We start from the raw sequence: 22,745 nt of genomic DNA, 5'->3' as shown, positions 1-22,745 counted from the left end.
GCGAAAGCAGCCGGTTAGGTAAAGGACACCTAGCTGGCTGCTAATTTTATGTTTGTGGCAGCTGGAATAAAATTCTGCTTAACTTAATGAAAATTATTTGGTCTTCTAATTTAATTTCATGCCCTAATATGATTAAGGCTGTTTCGATTCATATTCGTCTAGTGTCTTTTCGATTTCATCGAGTGTCTGATGATAAGCCTCCATTAATCCCAAGCGTTCAATATCGGATGCTTTGATGGTGTTGGTCACAAATTCTTGAGTAATTTTCTCGACCTCTTCAGTTTCATAATTTTCGGAATCTTTAATAGGTCGACGTGATCGTTCGACTACATTGGCAAGGTAAGTTATTTCAGCTAGTGGAGATTCTCGACGTTCGACAAGCAGTTCCTTTAATTCCTCAGGACTAGTAAAGAGACGATTGGCTTCGGACACCTCTGCAATATAGAGGTTAACAGGCATATCCCCGGAGCCGCCGTCATCAAAGTCGAAATCACTCGGACGAATTTGTTTATCTTGTTCAAAGGCACTATTGGCATGAAGGTAGAATGGAATACCCTGAACTATAATAGGATCACCTTGACCCAGGCTATAGGTCATGAAACCGAAAAAAACTAATGCGATAATGGTAAAAACTGTTAACGGTAACAGAATTTTTTGAACCAGTTCCGTTTTTCAAAAAATTCTTACTGCGATATTAAACAAGACATTATCATAATATCCTCAAAATGAATCGGTAATTAACTTTAGTCACTTCAAAAAGATTGATTTATCAAGGTTTTCCAACATCCTATTAAGGTGTTGTTGATTTTCTACACCCTTTATTAGAACAAAATAGCTTAGAAACGCTCTGTTGGTAAAAAACATGCTATTTTCAATAAAAAGCGATTGATTGAATGTTTTTTAGAAAACAGAGTGCTAATCTTTCTCATAATTATTTAACTTTGTAAACGGTTTCGCGAAAACGTTTATAATGCTATAATGAGGATAAATATTACTTATCTAGGGGGAAAAAATATGGTTAAATTTCCATTTTTCAAACGTGCAGGGTTAGTTTTAGCAGCAGCAACGATGCTTTCGGTCCCATCAGTTTCAGCGGCTTCGTCAAGTGCTGATGCGTTCACTTTATATTCAAATAAAAGTGAAACACAAGAAGCCTTAACGAATTATGCTAAGTTATGGGGAGAAGCTAATGGAGTCGATGTGACGATTAAAGTTTGTTCTGGTTCTTGTACATTAGGTGACCAATTAAAAGCAGACTTCACTGCTGGAGATGGTCCTGACGTGTTTGTTATTGAAGGTCAAGCTGGATATGATATGTGGGCTGATTTCTTAACACCGCTAGAAGGTGATTGGGTAGACCAAACTGAATTTGAGTTTAAACAAGGTGATGACGTTTATGGCTTCCCAGTATCTGTTGAAGGGTATGGTTTAGCTTATAATGCTGATTTATTAGAAAAAGCAGGAATTGATCCAGCGACTTTAGATTCATTTGAAGCATTAAAAGCAGCGATGGAAGACTTAGAAAACCGTAAAGAAGAATTAGGCTTAACAACGGTTGTCGCAAATGCTACTAAAGAAGGCGAAACATGGATTATGGGGAACCACGACTTTAACGCATTCTTAGGCGGAGGTTTAGAAAATGGTGACCGTTCTGTTGTAGAACAAACCTTGAAAGGTGAAGTCGATGAACAACGTATGGCAGACTATGCTGACTGGGTTGAATTATTATTCAATCACACTGAAAAACAAATGTTAACAGTTGGTACTCAAGAAGACATGGATATCGCTTTTGCATCTGGTCAAGCAGCATTCTTACACCAAGGTAACTGGAAAGATCCTAACTTAAAAGAATTAGAAGCTGACTTTGCGATGGGATTCATCCCTTATCAAACTTTAGGTACTGATACCAATGCAGATGGATTATTCATCGGAGCACCTTCATACTATGTTGTAAATAAAGAATCAGCAGCAATGGAATCTATTACGAAGTTCTTCAATGACATGGTTTCAACACCTGAAGGTCAAGATTATATCGTTAACCAAGCCAATATGATTTCAGCATTCTCAACAACAACTGAATCACCAGAAGCACCAATGTCTGCTTTCTTAGCACAATGGGTTGCTGATGAAAAACCTGTTTATTCATTTGACTCAATCTACTTTACACCAGATGGATTTGGTATGAATAACTTAGGACCAATCTATGGACAATTTGCTCAAGGAAATATTGACAAAGCTGAATTCATTAAATTGATGACAGAAGAAATTGCTAAAATTCCAAGCTTATTAGGTGAATAATTGTAATTTAGTTAAACTTGCATCAGGTTAGAAATGATTCAATTTCTGACTCGATCTCTAATCGTGATATAAAAACACAGTGGTTTGGTAGTGTCAAATAAGGTGTCCTAAGGAAAGGACCTACTTTATACTGACTCAACTGTGAAGGAGTGGGCATATGAAGCGAAAATCATGTGATTTTCTACTTCTAGCCCACTCCCATTCTTTAAGGAGGGGAATTTTATGGCAGAAAAAGGATATATCGCAAAGAGAAGTAAACGTCAACGACGGAATTTCTGGTTATTAGTCGCTCCGGCCTTTATCTCATTAATTTTAGTAATTTTCATTCCATTTTTCATGGGGATTTATTATTCATTTACGGATTGGGGCGGTATTATTAAACCGGAAGCTAATTTAAAAGGACTACAAAACTACTTTGATAGTTTTGCGGATTCTCGTTATCGTTATTCCGTGATGGTGACCTTTATTTTCGCATTTTTTAATATTATTACCATTAACATTGTTGGGTTCACCTTAGCGATGATTGTATCCAGTAAGGTTAAAGCACGCGATGTTTACCGTGCTGGTTTCTTTATTCCGAACTTAATTGGTGGACTTGTGTTAGGGTATATTTGGCAATTTATTTACAATAATGTCTTTCCGAATATTGGAAAAACGATAGGCTTTGATTGGTTAGCGAACAATCTATTCTTGGGTAATCCTAAATTAGCAGTTATGGCATTGGTAATGACATCGACCTGGCAGTATGCCGGTTATATTATGATGATTTATTATGCTGGTTTACAAAATGTACCGCAATCATTATATGAGTCAGCGTCATTGGACGGGGCTAATTGGTGGGAAAAATTACGTCATATTACATTCCCAATGATTATGCCAGCCTTTACGGTCTCATTATTCTTAACGATTAATAACTCATTCAAAATGTTCGATGTGAACGTGTCCTTAACAGGTGGTGGTCCTTCTATGATGTGGAATGGAGCAGCCATTAAGTCAACTGAATTTATGACGATGAATATTTATAATACGGCATCGGTTGAAAATAAATTAGCTTTAGGACAAGCACGAGCCGTTATTTTATTCGTCATTTTAGTGGTGATTAGTTTAACGCAAACGACTATTACCAAACGTCAGGAGGTTGAAATGTAATGAAAGCAAAATGGCCCAAAATCTTGTTAGAAGTTTTTTCTTTACTCGTGTTCGTATTATTTATTTCACCGATTTTGCTAATTACTATTAACTCAGCTAAGTCCTCCCGTGAAATATTACTCAATCCTTTATCATTACCAGAAAATTGGGGTAAAATATGGGAAAACTTTATTTCAATTTGGAATAATCCTTCAATTGATTACCGCGGATCATTTTTATCCTCAGTTATTATTACGGTATTGTCCTTGACGTTAATTTCATTATTTAGTTCACTAGCTGCATGGGGCTTGGTACGGTATAAATCTAAAACTTCCAATGTTATCTTTTATTTATTTGTAGCTTCGATGGTTATTCCGTTCCAAGTGGTGATGTACCCATTGATTTCTTGGTTTAGAACACTTTCAGTCAATATTACACAACCGTTATTTAGTGTGTCATTGTTACGTTCCTACCCTGGACTAATCTTAGCTTATATCGGCTTTGGTATGGGGTTATCGGTCTTTATGTTCCATGGATTCTTAAAAGGGGTGCCATTGGAAATTGAAGAAGCTGCCGAAATTGACGGTGCTAATAAATTCCAAACCTTCTTCTATGTGGTCATGCCAATTATGAAACCAATCTACATGACGATTATCATTTTAAATGGTATTTGGATTTGGAACGACTACTTACTCCCTATTCAGTTATTAGGAGTGGGAAATGAAATTCAAACATTACCGATTGCTTTATCAAACTTTGCGGGTTCTTATACCAAGCAATGGGATATGATTTTATCTTCTAGTTTAATGATTATGATTCCGATCATCATCGTCTTCTTATTAGCACAAAAACAAATCCTTAAAGGAATGGTTGACGGCGCGATTAAGTAATAGGTGAAATTTTATCAACCTCATAAGCCACATTCATGCGGGGGTTCATTGAGATGGAGAGTGGCTGATGCATAATTACCGGTTGGAACAATTATTATCAGGGGAAGATGCGCCTGGTATTGAAGTGATTTACTCAACCTGTCGTCAGAAAGTAGCAGAGGCAGTACAAGCATTGAAATAGAATGTTGAAACGATTACCTGTGGGTGGTCGTTTTTGTAGACCAAAGAGAGGTTGAACGACTGCTGTTTAGGAGATGAGAGAAAATTGTATGAGAGAAAATCACTTAGTTACTATAATGTTATTTTAAATAACTGGTAACATTATTATTTGTTGATTACACCGAATGTTGCTGATATAATAGATGCGAGGTGATAACATGTTAACAACTAAAACAAGAACACAAGGCAATTCAATCGTAGTAACTTTACCAGTAGCTGAAAATATAGAATTACAAAGTCAAAAGGAGTATTTTGTTACTTATCTAGATGATGGGAGTATTATTTTGACGCCTAAAGTTGAAGATCCATTTTTGGTAGCTGAAGATGGTGCCTATTACGAAGCGGAAGTGTTAGAAGGTATACCAACTTCAGGAAATGAGGTATGGTAATGTTAGAAGTAAATAGCTATGTTCCATCAAAAGGAGATATCGTGTGGTTCGATTTTGATCCTTCAGCAGGAAAAGAAATTCAAAAAAGAAGACCAGCATTAGTCGTATCAAGACATGATTTTAATCGAACGACAGGATTTGCTATTGTGTGTCCAATTACAACAACACAGCTTAATTATCCAACAAGGGTTCAATTGCCCCATATGATAAAAACAAAGGGTCAAATTGTTATTCCACAATTAAAATCGTTGGACTTCAATAGTAGACAAGTAGAATTCATTGAAAAGTTGCCTGAAGGGTATATTCAAAGAGTCGATCAAATTATTCAATATATTTTTAATTAGTTTTTAGTGCTGGAGAGTGAGTGAGAAGTTGGATATTGTATAGTTTTTGCTTCGTTTGTTCGTCCCCGAAAAGTTGTGAGTGCACCAGAAGTAGAAAATCACATAACTTTTTCTTCTTCTGCCTATCCCTACAGGTCGAAGTTGGCAAGAAGTTGGAAATTAAATCGTTTAGCTTCGTCTGTACACTTCTTGTAAAGTTGAGAGGGGCCTCAAACAAGTCCTTAAGGTGACATTTGATGCTGCTCAACGACTGTCCTTATAATTAGCTAGCATTAACTTGACTAAATTTTTTAAGTTGATGTCTTGCCACTAGTTCTTTCATTTGATTCAGTATATTCTAGTGTCTTAAATTGAAAAACCAACTGAAAATTGTCATAATAAATATAGGATAATAATGCGCAAAAGGAGATAGAATATGTGGCGAAAGAAGTTTCAACAAGTTAATCTTGACAGAGGACACCAAGATTTTATCAATCATGCTGTAAAAAGTTTTATAAAAAGAGAAAATAATATTCATGCCAAGGTAGTCGATTTAGCAGAACATGAAATTGAGATTGTCTTGAATAGTCGTTATGATATAGAAAGTGCTCAATGTTCATGTGATTGTAATCCAAGTAATGGGCTCTGTCATCATATTGCAACGGTGATGTTTTGTTATGAAAGTATCATCGAAGGGCAGACACAACAGGATAAGACGTCGCCTAATCGCCCGTTAGAAGAGATGTTAAATGATTTACCAAAAGCAGATTTAGTCCAATATTTACTAGAACTATTCGAGGAAGAAACTCATTTAGAACATTCATTTAGAATGAAATATAATCCAAACCATGTTCTCGAAAATAGGAACACCTATATATCCGATATTGATTTGATGTTAGAGTTAGGCAACCCAATGAATGATCACTCTAGTTTTTATGATGACGACGATGATGACGGTGAGATATTCAACCCCGATTTCGAGTTAGAAGAATATATTAACTATCATGTACCTCCGATAGTGAAGAAAAAACAATTCGATTTATCTTTTGACATTATCTGTTATATATTAAAGAATCTGAATAATAAAGAGGTCACCGGCGGTATTGACTATAGTTATTCTGTTGAAGCTTCTCTCTCTCAATTAAAGACGATTATCAAGGAAGCGCCTAATTATTTAAATTATGTTGACACATTTAATCAATTAGCGATAGCATCGAATGATGAAAGATACCAAACACAAGTAGAAAAATTAAGAACGATTGTAGCAGAAAGAGCCAACTCCATTTAAAATCAAAATTAAATGATATTTGAGGCTTGATATGTTGTTTGTTTAGCGAAAGATGTTGCTTGTCAAAAGAAAAGAGGTCATGAACATGCATAATAAAACGAAAACACCGAAAAAGGGCTCAATCTGGAAAAAGTTACTTATTGGACTAGCTATAGTGATGATGGTATTAGTGGTGGCATTTGCAGCATTTTCCGTTTTTACTTACCAGGAAAATATTTCAGGACGACAAGAAAGTTTTGCGCCCTTAATGTTAGAAGTAAAAGATTTTGATGGCTTACAACGAACGGAAATGCCATTTTCTTCTGATGATGAACAAAAGCTCATGGGGTATTTATATCAAAAAGGTACGAACCAAAAAGGGGTCATTGTCTTAGCCCATGGCTATGGTGACGGTGGACATAATTCTTACATGGATTTAGCTGATTATTTTGCGACGAATGGTTATTATGTATTTACCTATGATGCGACCGGAACTGATGAGAGTGAAGGGGAAGGTGTAGGTGGTTTCCCACAAGGAGCTATTGACTTGGATTATGCGATTCGTTTTGTTAAAACTCAAGACCAGTTGAAGGACTTGCCACTCATGCTATTTGGCCACAGTTGGGGCGGTTATAGTGCGGGCAATGTATTAAATTTTCAACCTGATGTTCAAGCAGTCATTACGGTAGCGGCCTTTAATCAATCTTCGGATATTTTTGAAGTAGTTGGCCGTCAAGAAGCTGGCGACGGTATTGAAGTGATGATGCCATTTGTTAATTTGTATGAACGCATTAAATTTGGAGATTATGCCACTAAGACGGCTTTAGAAGGTTTTGGCAATACGAATGCCAAGATTATGATTGTGCAAAGTCAAGATGATGAAGTGGTACCGATGGCTTATGGGTATGATTCGTTTTACGAACAATATAGTGAGGATAATCGTTTTGAATTTGTGCTTTATGAAGACCGAGGTCATAATCACTTATTCAGAGATGACACTTATATCAATGAGTTTGTAGACGGCATGAACACCTACGTCCACTCATTCTCGTTTAATTATGATGAAGTAGGCGAAGCCTTACGAGATGAAGCGAAAACAAGCTATGTTCTAACACACCTTGACCGCGAAAAGTGGAGTCATTCACTGGATGAGTCTGTCGTAAGTAAGTTTGTAGAGTTTTATGATTCGGCTTTGTAGTGTGAAAGTATAAAATGCTCAAAAAAGATGAAAAACCCGACCAAAATGGAATTGGATTCCAGATTGGTCGGGTTTTTGGTGGAAAATAACTGTTTTTTCTACTAAAATGGAATTGAATTCCATTTTGGTCGTATTTTATAATATGAGGTGAGCGCATGGCATACATTAAGCGAACAGCTGAAAAAGCAATAGAAAAAATCGTTTCAACGTTTAAAATCGCATTAGTTACGGGTCCGAGACAAGTAGGAAAGTCAACATTATTAAAAGAATTGTACGGGGCAGAATATGAGTATATAACATTTGATGATATCAATGAGTTACAATTAGCCACAAATGATCCAAAATTATTTTTTATCAATCATCCAGGTAAATTGATTATTGACGAAGTACAGATGTGTCCTGAAATTTTTTCAGAATTAAAGCGAATTGTTGATTCAAGCGATGAGGTCGGACAATTTATCTTAACAGGGTCACAGACATTTTCATTAATGCAAAATGTAAGTGAAAGTCTAGCTGGGAGAGTTGGAATCATGGAGTTAAAGCCACTATCAACTCAGGAAATTATAGGACATAGTCAAACCAACCCATTCGTTCCCTCTACGTCGTCAATACACGAGTCCCATTCTGAGTTAAATTACTCACAACTATGGGAAATTATTCATCGTGGTTCTTTACCAGAACTTTATCGCAGACCAGAGATGGATTGGGAAATGTATTATTCGAGTTACTTGACTACTTTCATTCAAAGAGATGTTAGACAGTTGATAGTCATTCAAGATTTAAATCTTTTTAATCGATTTATTTCAATTTTAGCTGCAAGAACTAGTCAAGAAGTGAATTATGCAAATATCGCACAAGAAGTAGGAGTGGATCAAAAAACAGTAAAAGCTTGGATTGGTATCTTGGAAGCAAGTGGATTGATTTATATTATTCCAACTTTCTCCAACAATCAATTAAAGCGCGTTACAAAAGCACCTGTTTTGTATTTCTTTGATACTGGTTTAGTCGCATATTTGGGACGATGGACTACGGCCAAGACTCTTCAGAATGGAGCTTTTGCTGGAGCAATATTAGAAAACTATTGTGTATCCGAAATTATTAAATCTTATAGTAATCAAGGAATCAGTCATTATCCTATTTATTTTTATCGTGACAAAGATAAAAAGGAAATTGATTTAATTATTGAAGATTCCGGAGTACTATATCCCATTGAAATCAAACATACAGCAAGTCCAAATATAAAAATGACCAAGCATATGTCGATTCTAGACAAAGCAGAAGGTTACGAAGTAGGACTAAAAACAATTTTGGCACAAGTGGAGCGAAATTATTTGTTAGCAGAAGATACACTCGTGTATTCTATAAAAGAATTGTAATGATGATACATCTTAAAACGTCTTTAATCATAACGTTTTGAGATTTTTTTCTATGCTTTGACTATATCATAGCACTTGACGGAATCGACGAATTAGGTGCAGGTGAATCCTCGATTTTATTGCAGTGTGCTTAATTTTCGGTCGTTTGATTTGGCTCACCTGATTTTCGCATTAAGTAAAGTATCTAAACCATAAAATTGTTCTCTCACCCAATCGTAACTAGCAACTACATTTTCAATCATTATAAGCTGGGGATTCAAAATATAAGTGGACAAATTAATTTTAGAACTTACGTTTTCCCGTTCAAAGTATGTCATATCATCTATTTTATTTCATCATAACTAGCAAACAAACCACCTTCGGGTGGTTTTTTTCCCCAAAAACGATATTTTGCACATACTTAACGATCATAATCCACCCATAAGTGATTGTTTTTGATTTTTTAAACGGATACATCGCAACAAACATGAGTTAAATTGATTTATTTTGATTGAAAACGATTGACTTATTGATTTTTTCGTGATAATATGAGCACAAGAATGAGGTGACAATATGTTAAAAGATGATCGTTTAGCGAAGATAGTAGAACTAATCAATCGACATAAAACACTTAAAACGGATCAAATTGCCGAATCTTTAGATATTTCATTGGCGACTGTTCGTCGAGACTTAAATGAATTAGATGAAGCCAAAAAGATAAAAAAAATCTTTGGTGGTGCAAAATCGATTGTGATTGCGGATTACGTTACAACTGAAGATGCAATGGATACTAAGATGACCGTTAAAATTCAAGAAAAGATTTTAATTGGTCAATTAGCCGCACAACAAATTAAGGAAAATGATTTTGTATATATGGATGCGGGTTCGAGTGTGGAAGCAATGGTTTCTTTTATCAATACTACCAATGTTACTTTCGTTACCAATTCAATCGGAATTGCACGTGATTTGTCAGCTCGAAATTATAAAGTTTTTATTTTACCAGGAGAAATTAAGTTAAGCACCGATTCGATTATCGGGATTGCAGCTAGTGAATATTTACGGCGCTTTAATTTTACAGTTGGTTTTTTTGGAACAAATGGTTTGCATAAAGAGTTTGGTTTTACAACGCCTGATATCAATGAAGCGATGGTTAAAACAGCAGCGATTGAACGGTGCAAGGAAGTGATGATTTTAGCCGATGATAGTAAAGTCGGTAAAGTGTCGCAAGTGACGTTTTGCCATGATACTGAAGCGAAAATTATTACTAACCAATTAATTGACGGGACAGAACAAGCCATCATGACGACTTTGGAGGAGGAACTATGATTTACACTTTAACTTTAAATCCAGCTTTAGACCACATCGTAAGATTGGAAAAAGTAGAAGCAGGTGAAACAAACCGGATGGATGCTGAAAGCGTTAGCGCCGGTGGTAAAGGCATCAATGTCAGTAAAATTTTGAAAAATTTAGGCGAAAGAAGTATTGCCTTAGGTTATATTGCTGGTTTTACCGGAAAAGAAATCGAACGTGTGTTACGTGATGAGGATAAAATATTAAGTGATTTTATTTTGGTCAAAGAAGGATTTACTCGCATTAATACGAAAATCAAAGCGGATGTCGAAACAGAGATTAATGGTCCTGGTTTAACAATCAATGAAGCAGATCGTCAAGAATTAATTAATAAATTAGAAGACGTAAAAAATGGCGATTATTTATTTTTATCAGGAAGTATTCCAGCTTCATTAGGCAATGGATTCTATGCAGAAATTATGGAATTATTGAAGGATAAAGAGGTGGCCATTGCGGTTGATACGACTGGAGAAGCTTTAAAATTATCACTACCGTATGGGCCAACCTTGGTAAAACCCAATTTACGAGAACTAGAAGATTTCTTTGGTGTAACGATTGAAGATCCGCAACAAATTGAGCACTATTCAAAGGAATTACAAAAAATGGGTGCCAAAAATATAATCGTTTCGATGGGTGGCGATGGTGCTTATTTCTTATCAAGTCAAGGTGACAGTTTATTTTTAGCTGCACCAAAAGGAGAAGTAATTGATACAGTAGGGTCAGGGGACTCGATGGTAGCTGGTTTTATGTATGGATTAAAGAATCAATATTCACCGATTGAAGCGTTCAAATTAGGTGTAAGCTGTGGTAGTGCAACAGCATTTTCAGAAAATTTAAGCACTAAAGATGAAATTATGGCGATATATAATAAATTATAAGAAGGGGTTTAGTATGAAAATTACAGAATTATTGCAACCAGTCGGCATTAGCTTAGGACAAGCAGCTGGCACCAAAGATGAAATCATTCATCGTTTAGCAGATTTGATGGAAAAGACAGGTGCTTTAACGGATAAAGCCCAATATATTGAAGACTTAAAAATTCGTGAAGCTTCAGGTACGACAGGCATCGGTGAAGGGATTGCGATTCCTCATGCGAAGTCGAAAGGCGTTTCAAAACCACAATTAGTATCAATGACGGTACCAAATGGCACGAACTATGAATCATTAGATGGCACACCAACTAATTTATTCTTTATGATAGCGGTACCTGAGAATTCAAACGATGAGCACTTAAAAGTATTATCACGTTTATCAACGATGTTAATGGATGAAAGCTTCCGTAACGCATTATTAAAAGCAACAGACAAGACCACATTTTTAAATACGATTAATCAAAAAGAAGCAGAAAAATTCCCTGAAGATTTCCAAGGCGTATTAGGCAAAGACACGAATACTGGCTATGATATTGTAGCAGTTACAGGTTGTCCAACAGGAATTGCCCATACTTACATGGCAGCTGAAGGGATTATCAATAAAGCCAAAGAAATGGGTTACAATGTTAAAGTTGAAACACATGGTTCAACCGGAATTGAGAATGCTTTAACGACAGCTGAAATTGCTAATGCTAAAGGGGTTATCATTGCAGCGGATGTGGCAGTGGATAAATCACGTTTCAATGGGAAACGTTTAGTTGATACCAAAGTGTCAGATGGTATTAACAAACCAGCAGAATTAATTAACCGTGTCTTAGATGAATCACGTCCTGTTTATCAAGCGACGGGTCAAGCAACAGCAGCTACTGAAGAGGATAGTAATCTAACTGTTGGTCAAAAATTCTATAAACACTTAATGAATGGTGTTTCGCATATGTTACCATTCGTTGTTGGTGGAGGGATTTTAATCGCGGTAGCTTTCTTACTAGATGATTATACAATCGATCCTTCAAGTTTTGGTTCTAATACACCATTAGCAGCTTTCTTTAATCAAATTGGGGGAGCAGCCTTCAGCTTTATGTTACCTGTTTTAGCGGGTTATATTGGAATGTCAATCGCCGACCGTCCAGGTTTAATGGTTGGGATGGTAGGGGGTTACCTAGCTAATACTGGTGGTGCTGGTTTCTTAGGAGCCTTAGCAGCCGGATTTATTGCGGGTTACTTAATCTTATTATTACGTAAAGTGACAGAACCACTTCCACGTTCAATGGATGGGGTTAAACCGATGTTAATTTTCCCAGTATTTGGAATCTTAGGTATTGGTGCGATTATGCTATTATTATTAAATCCACCATTAGCTCAATTAAATACCATGATTACAGATGGGTTAAATAACATGGGTAATTCATCTAAGTTATTATTAGGTGCTTTATTAGGTGCCATGATGGCAGTGGATATGGGCGGACCGGTTAACAAAGCGGCGTATGTCTTTGGTACAGCTTCTTTAGCGTCAGGTTCATCAGCAGTAATGGCAGCAGTAATGGCTGGTGGTATGGTACCGCCGTTAGCTATTTCATTATCCATGTTATTATTCAAAAATAAATATACTGAAAAAGATCGTCAAGCTATCCCAACAAATATTATTATGGGGATGTCATTCATTACTGAAGGGGCGATTCCTTTTGCAGCAGCTGATCCATTACGCGTAATTCCTGCAATGGTTGTCGGTTCAGGTTTAGCTGGATTATTATCAATGTTATTTGGATGTTCTTTACGTGCGCCTCATGGTGGTATCTGGGTCATTGGGGTTGTTGAAAATCCAGTGATGTACTTAGTAGCAGTCATTGCAGGTGCGATAGTAGGTGCCTTTATCTTAGGAACCTTAAAGAAAAATATTAACGAGTAATTCGTTATCATAACTTAGCGTTTCAATCAATACCAACTCCTAAATGACAACAGAGGCAATGATTTTGCTTCTGTTTTTTTGACTAAGAGGAGAGTTGATACCATATATGAGCTAAACTATTGCAATTACAGTTGCCAAAAGCTAACGAGCGTTTATTTGGTTAATAGCGATTGTAAATGTTAGAGGGGGTTTCTGGTGCGAAGTTCTATTGAAAGATTCTATGGAGTGGATACTCGCAGAAGAAGTAGGTGGATCTATCTCAAATATTCTATTGAAAAAATCAGTGGTGTCTTGACCTTTGTTTAATAATTTATGTCGATAGATCAAACAAGAAGTCTTTGAAAGTAGAGGAGATTGACAGTCTCCATCACCATCAATCATTTCAAACAAACGTCTACTAAAATTTAAAGAAATGTTAAAGTTTTTGCCTGAAAATAAAAAAAGATGGTTGACACCGTCTAAAATGAGTGTTATTATAACTGTATTAAAATAATTTTAATCTTAAAAACATGAAAAAACGAGTAAACTTGTGGAGTATTTCAGAGAGTAAGCGGTGGGTGTGAGCTTATATCGAAGTAAGTTGAAAATCCTTTTTCTTATGCAACTCCGAAACTTAGTAAGAGTTGACGCAGTGGTAGGCGTTATCATTACCCAACATTGATTGATGTTCGAGCGCTTATTTAGTTAAGAAAAAAAGGTGGTACCGCGATAATTTCGTCCTTTGTCATTCGTGACAAAGGATTTTTTTATTTTTTAAGAAGAAAAATTAGGAGGAAATAGAATGAAAAAATTAACCCGTAGTCAGTTTTTACAAGTTAGCATTATGCTATTTGGATTGTTTTTTGGTGCAGGCAATTTAATTTTCCCGCCCCTATTGGGAAATCAAGCTGGATCGACGACACTAGTCGCATTATTAAGTTTTGCTATTACAGCTGTGGTTTTTCCGGTAGTAGGAGCTATTGTTGTCGGTAAGACCGACGGGTTATCGAATTTAGCCAATCGCGTAGGTCCTTTGTTTTCATTAGTTTTTACCACCGCTATTTACGTATCGATTGGACCAGGACTTGGAATTCCTAGAGCGGGGAGTGTACCATTTGAAATGGCAATTGCTCCTTATTTACCTAGTGATTTTAATCCGCTAGTCGCCCGTTTATTGTATACGGCAGTCTTCTTTGGTGTCGCGATGTGGATCTGTTTAAAACCAACGAAATTAGTTGAAAGAGTAGGAAAGTATTTAACACCTACTTTACTAAGTTTAATCTTACTAATGTTTTTACGAGTAATTTTCTTACCTAAGGAAGTGGCTGCTCCTGTTAGTAATTATCAACAAGCAGCGGTCGTTCAAGGATTTTTAGAAGGCTATAACACCATGGATGCTGTTGCGGCCTTAAACTTTGGTTTCGTGGTGAGTTTAGCTATTAAAAACTTTGGTATTACAGATAGAAGCGAAGTCACACGATATACTTTAAAAGCCGGAATTTTAGCTGGGTGTGTATTATTTTTAGTTTATGCGATGTTAAGTACAATTGGAATGGTAACTTCTACACAATTTGCCGGTGCTGAAAATGGTGCCTTTATCTTATCTGAATCGACAAGATTAGTATTTGGTGAGTTTGGAGCGGTGTTATTAGCCTTTATCTTTACTTTAGCTTGCTTAACAACCTGCGTTGGTTTAATTACCAGTGGTAGTGAATATTTCCATACTCTGTTCGGTAAAAAATTATCTTATCATGCTTGGGTCGTGGTTTGGACAGTTTTCTCGTTTGTCATGGCGAACTTTGGATTAAATAATTTATTAGCCTACTCAGTGCCAGTATTAACAGTCATTTATCCAGTTGCTCTTGTATTGATTGTATTAGGGGCTACCCATGATTGGGTGCATTACTCACGTTTAACCTATGTTGTAGCAGCATTTTTATCTGTTGGTTTACCACTAGTTGATTTATTATTTGTTTCATTTGGCTTGAAGTTGCCTTACTTGGCCGATTTATCAGCGTCTTTCCCAATGGCAAAATACGGACTTTCTTGGTTAGTGCCAACAGCTGTAGCGGTTGTTGTGTTAACGCTTCTTGAAAAATTATTCGCAGCTGCTAGTGCGCGTGTAAGCTTAGGATTAACAGAAAAATAAATATAACTTTTATCATCTAGTCACATCTATTTGGGGCTAGATTTTTTTATAAAATTTTACTTGAATGTGAAAAAAATAATTGCTTCGAAGATGTCTTTTGAATGCGGACAATAGTTGCTTTGAAAATTGTACTTGAAATCAAAATAATTGCTTCGGAAATTATATTTGAATACGAAAAAATAGTTTGTGCGTAAATTGTTCTTAATCTCGCAAAAAGGAAATGTTACAGGTTTACTGTTATTTGACGCGATAAGATTGGTAGAGAGTTTTTGTCAAATAACAATGACAGGTTCTTTTATATTTGTATAAGTGATGCATTTTATAAAAGTTTTTATGATAGTGAAAATATGTTATCATTTTCAGAAAAGCCTTTAAATTATAAGCTTTAATGATGGTGTTTATGTGAAAGATATAGTTGAAAACAATATCCAGCTATGTTATACTTTGTACGAGGTAGGTGAGGCTACTGATAGGATATGGGTTACCGCCGCAAAAAAATGGAGACATTATTCGCTGGTTAGCAGTTGTAATCGCTAAGGTTACGACTAGTGTAATTTCACCGCCTATCAGAGCTAAAGCTTGAACTAGGTTTTTTAATTGTTTAAGTATTTTTTTGGTCTGCCTTTATAGAGGGAGACTATTTTTTCGCCAAAATTTATAATAAAGGAGTGGTTTATTTGAAGAGTGATGAATATCCCCAGGGACAAAGGTACAGTATCATATCAATAGCTTCACCTAAACCTCGAATTTATGATGAATTGAGGTATTGGTATGAAAGGAATTTTAGAACTTAACAAAAAAGAATTATTTGATTTAACAAAAAAATTAAATAGAATGCATGAAGTAGATTTGGCTCATTATATGGAAGAGCTTGACACAGAAGAAATCTTATTTATCAGTCGTCTTATTAAAAAAGAACAATTGTCAGAAGCTTTCGCTGAGTTGGGAACAGATTATAAACAAGCAATGATCGAGCATTTAAGTGATTCTGAGCTTGAGACCGTCATTCAACATCTGGATTCGTTTGAATTAGCTGAAACTATGCGTGAAGTGCCTGCTAATATCGTGAAACGATTAATTCGTCATATAGATGCGAACAGACGCCCGTTAATTAATCAGGTGTTAGGTTATCCAGAAGAAAGTGTCGGCTCTATTATGGGGGTAGAGTTAGTTAAATGTTATGAAAATGATACGCTCGAGACGATTATTGAAAAAGTAAAGACCGCTCAATTTGATGCAGAATATTTACAAGTCATTTGGGTGGTTAATCATAGCCAACAATTACAGGGCTTCATTAATGTGGCGGATCTCTTAAGATATCAAGATCAACCATTATCAGAGTTAATCAAACACGATGTTATTTCCATTAATACATTAGCTGACCAAGAAGAAGCGGCTAAATTAATGAACAAATATCACTTAGCTGTTTTACCCGTTATTGATGAAGAAGGTTGCTTAGTAGGGGTTATTTCAACTGAGACCGTTTTAGATGTCATTGAAGAAGAGTTTTCTGAAGATATTGCCCAAATGCAAGGGGTGGCTAATATCGATGAAGGCTATTTAGAAGAGTCTGCCTATTCACATTTTTTAAAACGGATTAAATGGCTCTTGATATTAATGATTACCGCGACGATGACTGGTTATATTATTCAAAGATATGATGATATTATTTCAACCAGTGTCGTGTTGGCAGCCTATATTCCAATGTTAATGGATAGTGGTGGAAATGCTGGTGGCCAAGCCACAACAGTTATTATCCGTTCGCTTACTTTAGGTGAATTGGATAGTAGCGATATTTTAAAAATTGTTTGGAAAGAATTAAGAATTGCCTTAATGGTCGGGCTAACCTTAGCTGTCATTAACGTTATTCGAATTGGGATGATGGATCATGTTAGTCTAATGGTTAATTTAACTGTATCACTTAGCTTAATGTGTACTATCGTAATGGCTAAACTGGTTGGGGCTGTATTGCCATTTATTGGATTATTCTTTAAACAAGATCCAGTGGTCATGGCTGGTCCATTGATTACAACGGTTGTTGATACTTTCGCTTTAATTATCTATTTTGAAATTGCTAGCCTTTTATTAGGTATTTAAGACTTTATGTCAAGTAGAATTAGTCATAGTAACAGTTGCAGGTGAATAATCATCTAAGTATTTGTTTACTAAAATGAGTCTATCATTATTAGTGTAGGGAAATTTTCTACCGAAGCGAATGGGAGTGGGCAAGAAGTAGAAAATCAATTGATTTTCGCTTCGTCTGCCTCCCCCCGCACAGTTGGGAGTAGACCAGAAGTAGAAAATTGAATAATTTTCGCTTCGTTGGCCTACCCCCGCACAGTTGGGAGTAGACCAGAAGTAGAAAATCGAATGATTTTCGCTTCGTAGGCCTACCCCCGCACAGTTGAGTAGGACTCAAACAAGTCGAAAGACGCAGGTTGAGGCCAGTCAACCACTGCGCTTTTAATGAATAAGCACTAATTTGACTGAATTTTTCAAATTTATGTTCAATCTCATTAAGACGCAGTTTGAGACCACTCAACCACTGCGCTATTAAATATCGAGCAATCACTTGATTGAATTTATCAAAGTAATACCTAACCTCATTAAGACGTAGATTGAGACCACTCAACCACTGCGCTTTGAATTAAATAGATATGCCTGAACAGGATTTAAAAAGTTTTTGCTAAGCCTCGATATAAGACAAGAATTTGGTAAAGGCCGAGTAAAAGTCCATGCTACTTTTGATGGTATAACATATGACGGGAGTATTGTTAATATAGGCGTAAAAAAGAAAGACGGTTCGACTTGTTATATTATTGGAGTCCTTAAAACGATTCGTCAACAGTTAGGTAAACCCGAAGGAGATATCGCGTCAGTTACGATTCGTGAAAGGGTGTAAATAGTTGTTTGACGAAAGAAGTAACGCTTCAAGAATATGAGTAAATTAAAAAATTGGAGGTTGTTTCAATGGAAAAGAAAAAAGTAGCATTTATATGTGTCCATAATTCGTGTAGAAGTCAAATTGCAGAAGCATTAGGAAAACATTTCGCAAGCGATGTTTTCGAAAGTTATTCGGCCGGGACTGAAACTAAACCGCACATTAACCAGGATGCTGTCAGAATTATGAAAGAATTATACAACATCGACATGGAAGCCACTCAGCATTCTAAGTTAGTTGATGAAATACCGATGCCGGATATAGCGTATTCGATGGGTTGTGAGGTAGGCTGTCCTTTTATCGGTAAAACTTATGATGGTGATTGGGATTTAGCAGATCCAACGGGACATGATGATGCATTCTTCAAAGAAATTATTGCTAAAATTGAGGAAAAAGTATTATCATTAAAAGAAGATTTGAGTAAATAGAATAATATAAAGAGATTTGTCCTTTTTCTGGTTTTGAAGAAAAAGGATTTTTTATTATTTTGATTGTCAAATTAAGCTAGAATTTTTTACCTAACACATAATACGTTTGCTTTTTGTTTAATTGATAATTAAAATGCTTGTTCGAAAGTTCAAGTATAAATTATCCACTAACTTTAAGGTTTCCACAAAGTCAGATTTGTGGCAAGTGTAGTGAGTCAAATTGATGCATTAAATCGTTAGAGCTTTACTTGGATGCTCCGGTATGATACTCGCGAATAGCGAGTTGGGGAAAGGGTTTGGGTAGGAGACCCAAAAAGCATCCCCAAATCATCATGCCGGGCTAGGCACCAAGTCAAGCTCTAACAATCAGGTGCCTTACGCAATGGATTCACTGTCTTAACAAACACATTGTGTGCATTAGAAAGCATCTATCCATCCAAGTTCCTTACAACAATCGATAAAAACTTCAATTGGCGTTCGATAACCTAATGATTTTCGTGGAATTTCATTGCGGAAATGAGCTGTTTGGCTGAGTATTTCCTGCGATATATCGGTAAAATCCATCCCCTTAGATAACCCATCTCTTCGAAGTAGTCCATTAGAGTGTTCATTTAAGCCGCGTTGTGACGGACAACCGGGATCAGCAAAGTAAATATTGATGTCATTGACATTTGAAATGGCTTGCCAATCAGAAAATTCTTTTCCACAATCAAACGTAATGGATTTAAATAAATTTCTCGGTATGTATATGTCAAATGAAAAAGGGACCACTTTGCTGACGAAAAAGGGACCACCTTGCAGTGGTAATAGGAGCTAATCTTCTCCTTTCTCTAGTCCCTTTTTCCATAGGCTTGTTTGCTTCATTCTGTAACTTTCTCCTCGCATATCTACCACATGGGCTTTGTAAGCGAGACGGTCGACAAGCGCTCCTGTTAAAGTAGGATCTTTAAAGCATTCTTGCCAACGATCAAATGTTAAATTAGTGGTAATAATCACCGATCCCTTTCCTATCTGATTCGATAATAAATTAAAGATAAGTTCAGCCCCCGATTCATCGAAGGATAAATAGCCAAGTTCGTCGATAATCAATAAATCTACCTTCTTTAAGCGCTGCTTAAAACGATAAAATTGACTCTGAGTGACGGCCTCTTTCATCTGGATGACTAGATTAGGGGCGTTGACAAATAAGACATTATAACCCTTTAAACAAGCTTCCATCCCTAATCCAATACTGTAATGGGTCTTACCCGTTCCTGGATTTCCTATAAAAATGGCATTCTCCTTTTCTTCAATAAATTGTAACGTCTTTAAGTTCCGTAGTTCCTTTCTAACAGGCTCCTGAAAGACTGTGTCATCAAAGTCCACCAAATACTTCTTCTGATTAAATTTAGCCGCTTTGATTCGCCTTTGATGACTACGGTCCCGTCGATGCATCACTTCTTCATTCAGCCATTCTTCGATGGCCTCTTCAATGTTCAATCCTCTGGCTTGATACTCTTTTATTAATTGCTGGTGATTCTCTTTAAGAAAGGCCAATTTTAGCTCATTAGCTGCTTCAACAATCTTCATCATATAACTTCCTCCAAACCGAAAAGGTCATTGAATTGATGAAGAGTCTGCTGAGTCTGCTGGATGATGGCATCTTGACTCGACTCCATTGAGGGCTCTTCTAGTGAAGAAAGAAGGCTGGCTTCAATGGTTTGAATGCGAACCTCAGGATTTAAAACTTGATATTTTTCAAGTAGTTCTAGGAAATCTCTTGGTTTATCGCTATAATATTTCTCATAGAGGATTTTCAAATCAGGGTTATACTTCAATGCATGTGAATGCTTTAATGCCCCCGGCTTCTTTTTCAAAGTTTTGATATAGTGGAAGATATCGAGACAGAAGCCTTGAGAACCCTCTATTTTTTGATGCCTAGCGACCTCTTGATCATTAGAATAGATAACTAAGCGGTCATGATAGGCTTTCACTTGGACAGTTTTTCCAACTAGGTAATCGGGTACTGAATACTGATTGCGTTCATAATGAATAGCGGAATAACGATTTACCTTTAGTTCATGGAAATCTGCTAATTCAAAAGGTGGGCGATAAGATAAGAGCTGTTCCTTTTCGGCTTCTATTTGGCTACTTTCATTTAGTTTTACCAGTTGGGATTGGAGATGGTCACAAGCTGTTTCTAAACTATCGAACTGATAGACTTTGGTGAAACAAGCTTGACGCACCTTTTTAACCCTGCCTTCTACTGTTCCTTTCTCATTACCGCTGAAACAATTGGTGACGTTGATATCAAACCCATAATAAGTAGCTAATTGAATCAGACGAGCATTCAACTCCTTTTCACTTTTGCCAATAAATCTTGAAACAACGTTACGCATATTATCATAGACAACTTCTAAATAAACACCTCCTACCTGTTCAAAGAAGCGAACATGTGCGTCTTGAAAAACATCTTGTTTCTGATGGGTATATAAATAAGCCCAATAATAATCGGAAGCTGGGCTGGCAAAGACCGCTAGGTAAAGTGTTGTCACCTTTCCATTGATTTCCAGCTTAACTTCTCCAAAGTCAAATTCAACTCGGGATCCTAATTCATACTCTTGGCGTATAAAAGCCTCCTTAGCCTTTTTATTCAATTGTCCCCAATAGTGAGCGACCGTTCGATACTTAATATCATAGCCTTCCTCATTGAGTATTTCAGCGACAGCTACGGCAGTTAGAGCTTGTTTATGTGAACCTAATCTTTTTGTTTTCTCTTTTTCTTCTTCAAGCAACTCCTTCATTCTTGCCTCTACTTCTGGAGTAAAGGCTGTTTTCTTTCGGTTAGAGCTATCATACTTTCTCTTTAACACTAATTCCTCTGTGGCACGTTCAAGGGCTTGGTCGTCTTCAGCTTTGCCCAGTTTAACTAGCGTCTCGTCATAAGCATCACAAATTTTTCTGACTGTTTTTCTATCTACCTCCAGTTTACGACTAATTCCTCTTTTAGTTTCTCCTCGACGATAACAACTGATAATTTCAAATTCAAGAGTCATACTTAACACTCCAAGCAACCTCCACTATAAAAATTCTATCTAAATATTATAGCGGATAATTGACTGCAGGTGGTCCCTTTTTCGGCTGCAATTCTTTCGATTTTTGGCCCCTTTTTAGAATACAATAAACACGGTAAATAAGCAAACCAGTTATCACAAGCGATTCGCACATCACTTGCTTTGCGACTGTTAATTTTTATCGGGATGATGAGTTTACTGATTCTTTCGACCAGTGTTAGGACTGCACTCTTATGGTCTTTTCCGACAATCGTGTCACCTTCTAGATGTCCAAATTCTTTCTCATATTGTGGATTTTCTTTTTGACGATCTTCGATGGTGCGTCTAAAGTGTTGTTTACCTCTTTTTTCCTGATACCCATTAGGTTTTCTCTTACCTTTCATCGGTAAAGTTGAGGGATCAAAGAGTTCCGAGTCTTTAAAACGACGATAAAGTGTTCGAGCTGTACATCCTAATGGGAGTTCATTCCGACCAATGATGACGTCAGGAGACCACCCCTGGTCCACTTTTTTCTTAATATATGTGATTTGTTTAGTGTTAAAGACCTTCTTTTTGGCACCACAGCGTGATTTATTCTCTTTATATTGATCGTAGTATTCCTGAATATTACCACTATTTTTAAGAAAATTAACGACGTTATAAATGGTTTGGATGGCCCGATTTAATTTTTTAGCGATATCCGTTACTTTTTTACCGCTATCGTAATAATTTTCTATCCAAATCAATTCTTTCATGGTAAGATGTGTATAAGCCATTTGTATGTACTCCTTCCTTAGCATGTGTTCGTATGTTTAGGATACCATACAAATGGCCTATTTATTTTTCTAGCTTAATTTTACTATCCAAGTTATGTAAATTTAATAAACATTTTATTTCTTATTCATTTAGCCAGTTAGAATATTGATGAGACGCGTTTTTTCTACTAATAAAGTTAGATAAAAAGAGAATAATTTAAAAAACATGTTTGACAACGTTTTCTTTTTAGTGTATTCTAAGTTTA

17 protein-coding genes, 3 pseudogenes, 1 riboswitch and 1 other annotated feature are annotated in these 22,745 nt (G+C 36.3%); of the genes and pseudogenes, 15 read left to right on the top strand and 5 right to left on the bottom strand.

From position 1 onward, the window contains the following. Positions 1 to 132 precede the first annotated feature (132 nt). Positions 133 to 597 (bottom strand): hypothetical protein, encoded by a 465-nt coding sequence (locus tag CYJ72_RS05080; RefSeq protein ID WP_284630820.1) that lies wholly within the window; start codon positions 595 to 597, stop codon positions 133 to 135. Between the two features lie 417 nt (positions 598 to 1,014). On the opposite strand from CYJ72_RS05080, the gene CYJ72_RS05075 reads away from it, so the two are divergent. From CYJ72_RS05075 to CYJ72_RS05005, 15 genes and pseudogenes are all read left to right on the top strand, one after another. Beyond that, positions 1,015 to 2,298, top strand: a complete 1,284-nt coding sequence (locus CYJ72_RS05075; RefSeq protein WP_066124777.1) for an ABC transporter substrate-binding protein — start codon at positions 1,015 to 1,017, stop codon at positions 2,296 to 2,298. Between the two features lie 222 nt (positions 2,299 to 2,520). Continuing rightward, entirely contained in the window at positions 2,521 to 3,447 is a 927-nt protein-coding gene (locus CYJ72_RS05070) for a carbohydrate ABC transporter permease (RefSeq protein ID WP_066124774.1), read from the top strand. Continuing rightward, positions 3,447 to 4,316 carry a carbohydrate ABC transporter permease gene (locus CYJ72_RS05065; protein ID WP_066124772.1) on the top strand — a complete coding sequence of 290 codons (870 nt, stop codon included), beginning with the start codon at positions 3,447 to 3,449 and terminating at the stop codon, positions 4,314 to 4,316. Before CYJ72_RS05070 ends, CYJ72_RS05065 begins: the two co-directional genes overlap by 1 nt. Positions 4,317 to 4,693: 377 nt before the next feature. Next, a complete protein-coding gene (gene mazE, locus CYJ72_RS05060) occupies positions 4,694 to 4,924 on the top strand; it encodes a type II toxin-antitoxin system PemI/MazE family antitoxin (RefSeq protein ID WP_066124770.1) in 231 nt (76 codons plus the stop codon). Beyond that, complete coding sequence (locus CYJ72_RS05055) at positions 4,924 to 5,268, top strand: type II toxin-antitoxin system PemK/MazF family toxin (protein ID WP_066124768.1); 345 nt, start codon at positions 4,924 to 4,926, stop codon at positions 5,266 to 5,268. The genes mazE and CYJ72_RS05055 overlap by 1 nt, the downstream gene beginning before the upstream one ends. 415 nt (positions 5,269 to 5,683) lie before the next feature. Beyond that, complete coding sequence (locus CYJ72_RS05050) at positions 5,684 to 6,535, top strand: SWIM zinc finger family protein (RefSeq protein ID WP_284630819.1); 852 nt, start codon at positions 5,684 to 5,686, stop codon at positions 6,533 to 6,535. A gap of 85 nt (positions 6,536 to 6,620) precedes the next feature. Continuing rightward, the gene (locus CYJ72_RS05045) at positions 6,621 to 7,712 is read left to right on the top strand and encodes an alpha/beta hydrolase (protein ID WP_066124764.1); all 1,092 of its coding nucleotides are present in this window, start codon (positions 6,621 to 6,623) and stop codon (positions 7,710 to 7,712) included. Positions 7,713 to 7,867: 155 nt separating this feature from the next. Then, on the top strand, positions 7,868 to 9,088 hold the full coding sequence (locus CYJ72_RS05040) for an ATP-binding protein (protein ID WP_284630818.1): 1,221 nt from the start codon (positions 7,868 to 7,870) through the stop codon (positions 9,086 to 9,088). 552 nt (positions 9,089 to 9,640) lie between these two features. Then, a complete protein-coding gene (locus CYJ72_RS05035; protein ID WP_066124760.1) occupies positions 9,641 to 10,393 on the top strand; it encodes a DeoR/GlpR family DNA-binding transcription regulator in 753 nt (250 codons plus the stop codon). After that, a complete protein-coding gene (gene pfkB / locus CYJ72_RS05030) occupies positions 10,390 to 11,295 on the top strand; it encodes a 1-phosphofructokinase (RefSeq protein WP_284630817.1) in 906 nt (301 codons plus the stop codon). The genes CYJ72_RS05035 and pfkB overlap by 4 nt, the downstream gene beginning before the upstream one ends. A gap of 13 nt (positions 11,296 to 11,308) precedes the next feature. Then, positions 11,309 to 13,195 (top strand): PTS fructose transporter subunit IIABC, encoded by a 1,887-nt coding sequence (locus CYJ72_RS05025; protein ID WP_066124755.1) that lies wholly within the window; start codon positions 11,309 to 11,311, stop codon positions 13,193 to 13,195. Between the two features lie 505 nt (positions 13,196 to 13,700). After that, positions 13,701 to 13,920, top strand: a binding site (T-box leader). Positions 13,921 to 13,976: 56 nt separating this feature from the next. Next, positions 13,977 to 15,323 (top strand): branched-chain amino acid transport system II carrier protein, encoded by a 1,347-nt coding sequence (brnQ, locus tag CYJ72_RS05020; protein ID WP_101813286.1) that lies wholly within the window; start codon positions 13,977 to 13,979, stop codon positions 15,321 to 15,323. A gap of 442 nt (positions 15,324 to 15,765) precedes the next feature. Next, positions 15,766 to 15,922, top strand: a riboswitch (M-box (ykoK) riboswitch). 172 nt (positions 15,923 to 16,094) lie between these two features. Further along, positions 16,095 to 17,420, top strand: coding sequence for a magnesium transporter (gene mgtE / locus CYJ72_RS05015; RefSeq protein ID WP_066124751.1), 1,326 nt, complete (start codon positions 16,095 to 16,097; stop codon positions 17,418 to 17,420). 598 nt (positions 17,421 to 18,018) lie between these two features. Further along, positions 18,019 to 18,225, top strand: a pseudogene (locus CYJ72_RS05010) (DUF1905 domain-containing protein); the annotation flags it as partial. Between the two features lie 68 nt (positions 18,226 to 18,293). Beyond that, on the top strand, positions 18,294 to 18,692 hold the full coding sequence (locus CYJ72_RS05005; RefSeq protein WP_284630815.1) for an arsenate reductase/protein-tyrosine-phosphatase family protein: 399 nt from the start codon (positions 18,294 to 18,296) through the stop codon (positions 18,690 to 18,692). A gap of 417 nt (positions 18,693 to 19,109) precedes the next feature. On the opposite strand, the pseudogene CYJ72_RS05000 reads toward CYJ72_RS05005, so the two are convergent. From CYJ72_RS05000 to CYJ72_RS04985, 4 genes and pseudogenes are all read right to left on the bottom strand, one after another. Beyond that, positions 19,110 to 19,436, bottom strand: a pseudogene (locus CYJ72_RS05000) (IS30 family transposase); the annotation flags it as partial. A gap of 69 nt (positions 19,437 to 19,505) precedes the next feature. Then, positions 19,506 to 20,264, bottom strand: coding sequence for an IS21-like element helper ATPase IstB (gene istB / locus CYJ72_RS04995; RefSeq protein ID WP_071408384.1), 759 nt, complete (start codon positions 20,262 to 20,264; stop codon positions 19,506 to 19,508). After that, on the bottom strand, positions 20,261 to 21,727 hold the full coding sequence (gene istA / locus CYJ72_RS04990; protein WP_284629185.1) for an IS21 family transposase: 1,467 nt from the start codon (positions 21,725 to 21,727) through the stop codon (positions 20,261 to 20,263). Before istA ends, istB begins: the two co-directional genes overlap by 4 nt. Before the next feature lie 119 nt (positions 21,728 to 21,846). Further along, a pseudogene (locus tag CYJ72_RS04985) lies at positions 21,847 to 22,500 on the bottom strand (IS30 family transposase); the annotation flags it as partial. Positions 22,501 to 22,745: the final 245 nt, after the last annotated feature.

The sequence above is a fragment of the Globicatella sanguinis genome (assembly GCF_002847845.2).
GTDB classification, from domain to species: domain Bacteria; phylum Bacillota; class Bacilli; order Lactobacillales; family Aerococcaceae; genus Globicatella; species Globicatella sanguinis.
The sequence above is the reverse complement of the archived record's forward strand: the minus strand, read 5'-3'. Positions and strand labels throughout refer to the sequence as shown.

Bases quoted from the DNA above. Each gene is read 5' to 3' on its own strand.
- mgtE (WP_066124751.1), top strand. From the start codon at position 16,095: ATGAAAGGAATTTTAGAACTTAACAAAAAAGAATTATTTGATTTAACA.
- CYJ72_RS05065 (WP_066124772.1), top strand. From the start codon at position 3,447: ATGAAAGCAAAATGGCCCAAAATCTTGTTAGAAGTTTTTTCTTTACTC.
- CYJ72_RS05050 (WP_284630819.1), top strand. From the start codon at position 5,684: ATGTGGCGAAAGAAGTTTCAACAAGTTAATCTTGACAGAGGACACCAA.
- CYJ72_RS05080 (WP_284630820.1), bottom strand. From the start codon at position 597: ATGACCTATAGCCTGGGTCAAGGTGATCCTATTATAGTTCAGGGTATT.
- brnQ (WP_101813286.1), top strand. From the start codon at position 13,977: ATGAAAAAATTAACCCGTAGTCAGTTTTTACAAGTTAGCATTATGCTA.
- istA (WP_284629185.1), bottom strand. From the start codon at position 21,727: ATGACTCTTGAATTTGAAATTATCAGTTGTTATCGTCGAGGAGAAACT.
- mazE (WP_066124770.1), top strand. From the start codon at position 4,694: ATGTTAACAACTAAAACAAGAACACAAGGCAATTCAATCGTAGTAACT.
- pfkB (WP_284630817.1), top strand. From the start codon at position 10,390: ATGATTTACACTTTAACTTTAAATCCAGCTTTAGACCACATCGTAAGA.
- CYJ72_RS05005 (WP_284630815.1), top strand. From the start codon at position 18,294: ATGGAAAAGAAAAAAGTAGCATTTATATGTGTCCATAATTCGTGTAGA.
- CYJ72_RS05055 (WP_066124768.1), top strand. From the start codon at position 4,924: ATGTTAGAAGTAAATAGCTATGTTCCATCAAAAGGAGATATCGTGTGG.
- CYJ72_RS05045 (WP_066124764.1), top strand. From the start codon at position 6,621: ATGCATAATAAAACGAAAACACCGAAAAAGGGCTCAATCTGGAAAAAG.
- CYJ72_RS05070 (WP_066124774.1), top strand. From the start codon at position 2,521: ATGGCAGAAAAAGGATATATCGCAAAGAGAAGTAAACGTCAACGACGG.
- CYJ72_RS05025 (WP_066124755.1), top strand. From the start codon at position 11,309: ATGAAAATTACAGAATTATTGCAACCAGTCGGCATTAGCTTAGGACAA.
- CYJ72_RS05075 (WP_066124777.1), top strand. From the start codon at position 1,015: ATGGTTAAATTTCCATTTTTCAAACGTGCAGGGTTAGTTTTAGCAGCA.
- CYJ72_RS05040 (WP_284630818.1), top strand. From the start codon at position 7,868: ATGGCATACATTAAGCGAACAGCTGAAAAAGCAATAGAAAAAATCGTT.
- istB (WP_071408384.1), bottom strand. From the start codon at position 20,264: ATGATGAAGATTGTTGAAGCAGCTAATGAGCTAAAATTGGCCTTTCTT.
- CYJ72_RS05035 (WP_066124760.1), top strand. From the start codon at position 9,641: ATGTTAAAAGATGATCGTTTAGCGAAGATAGTAGAACTAATCAATCGA.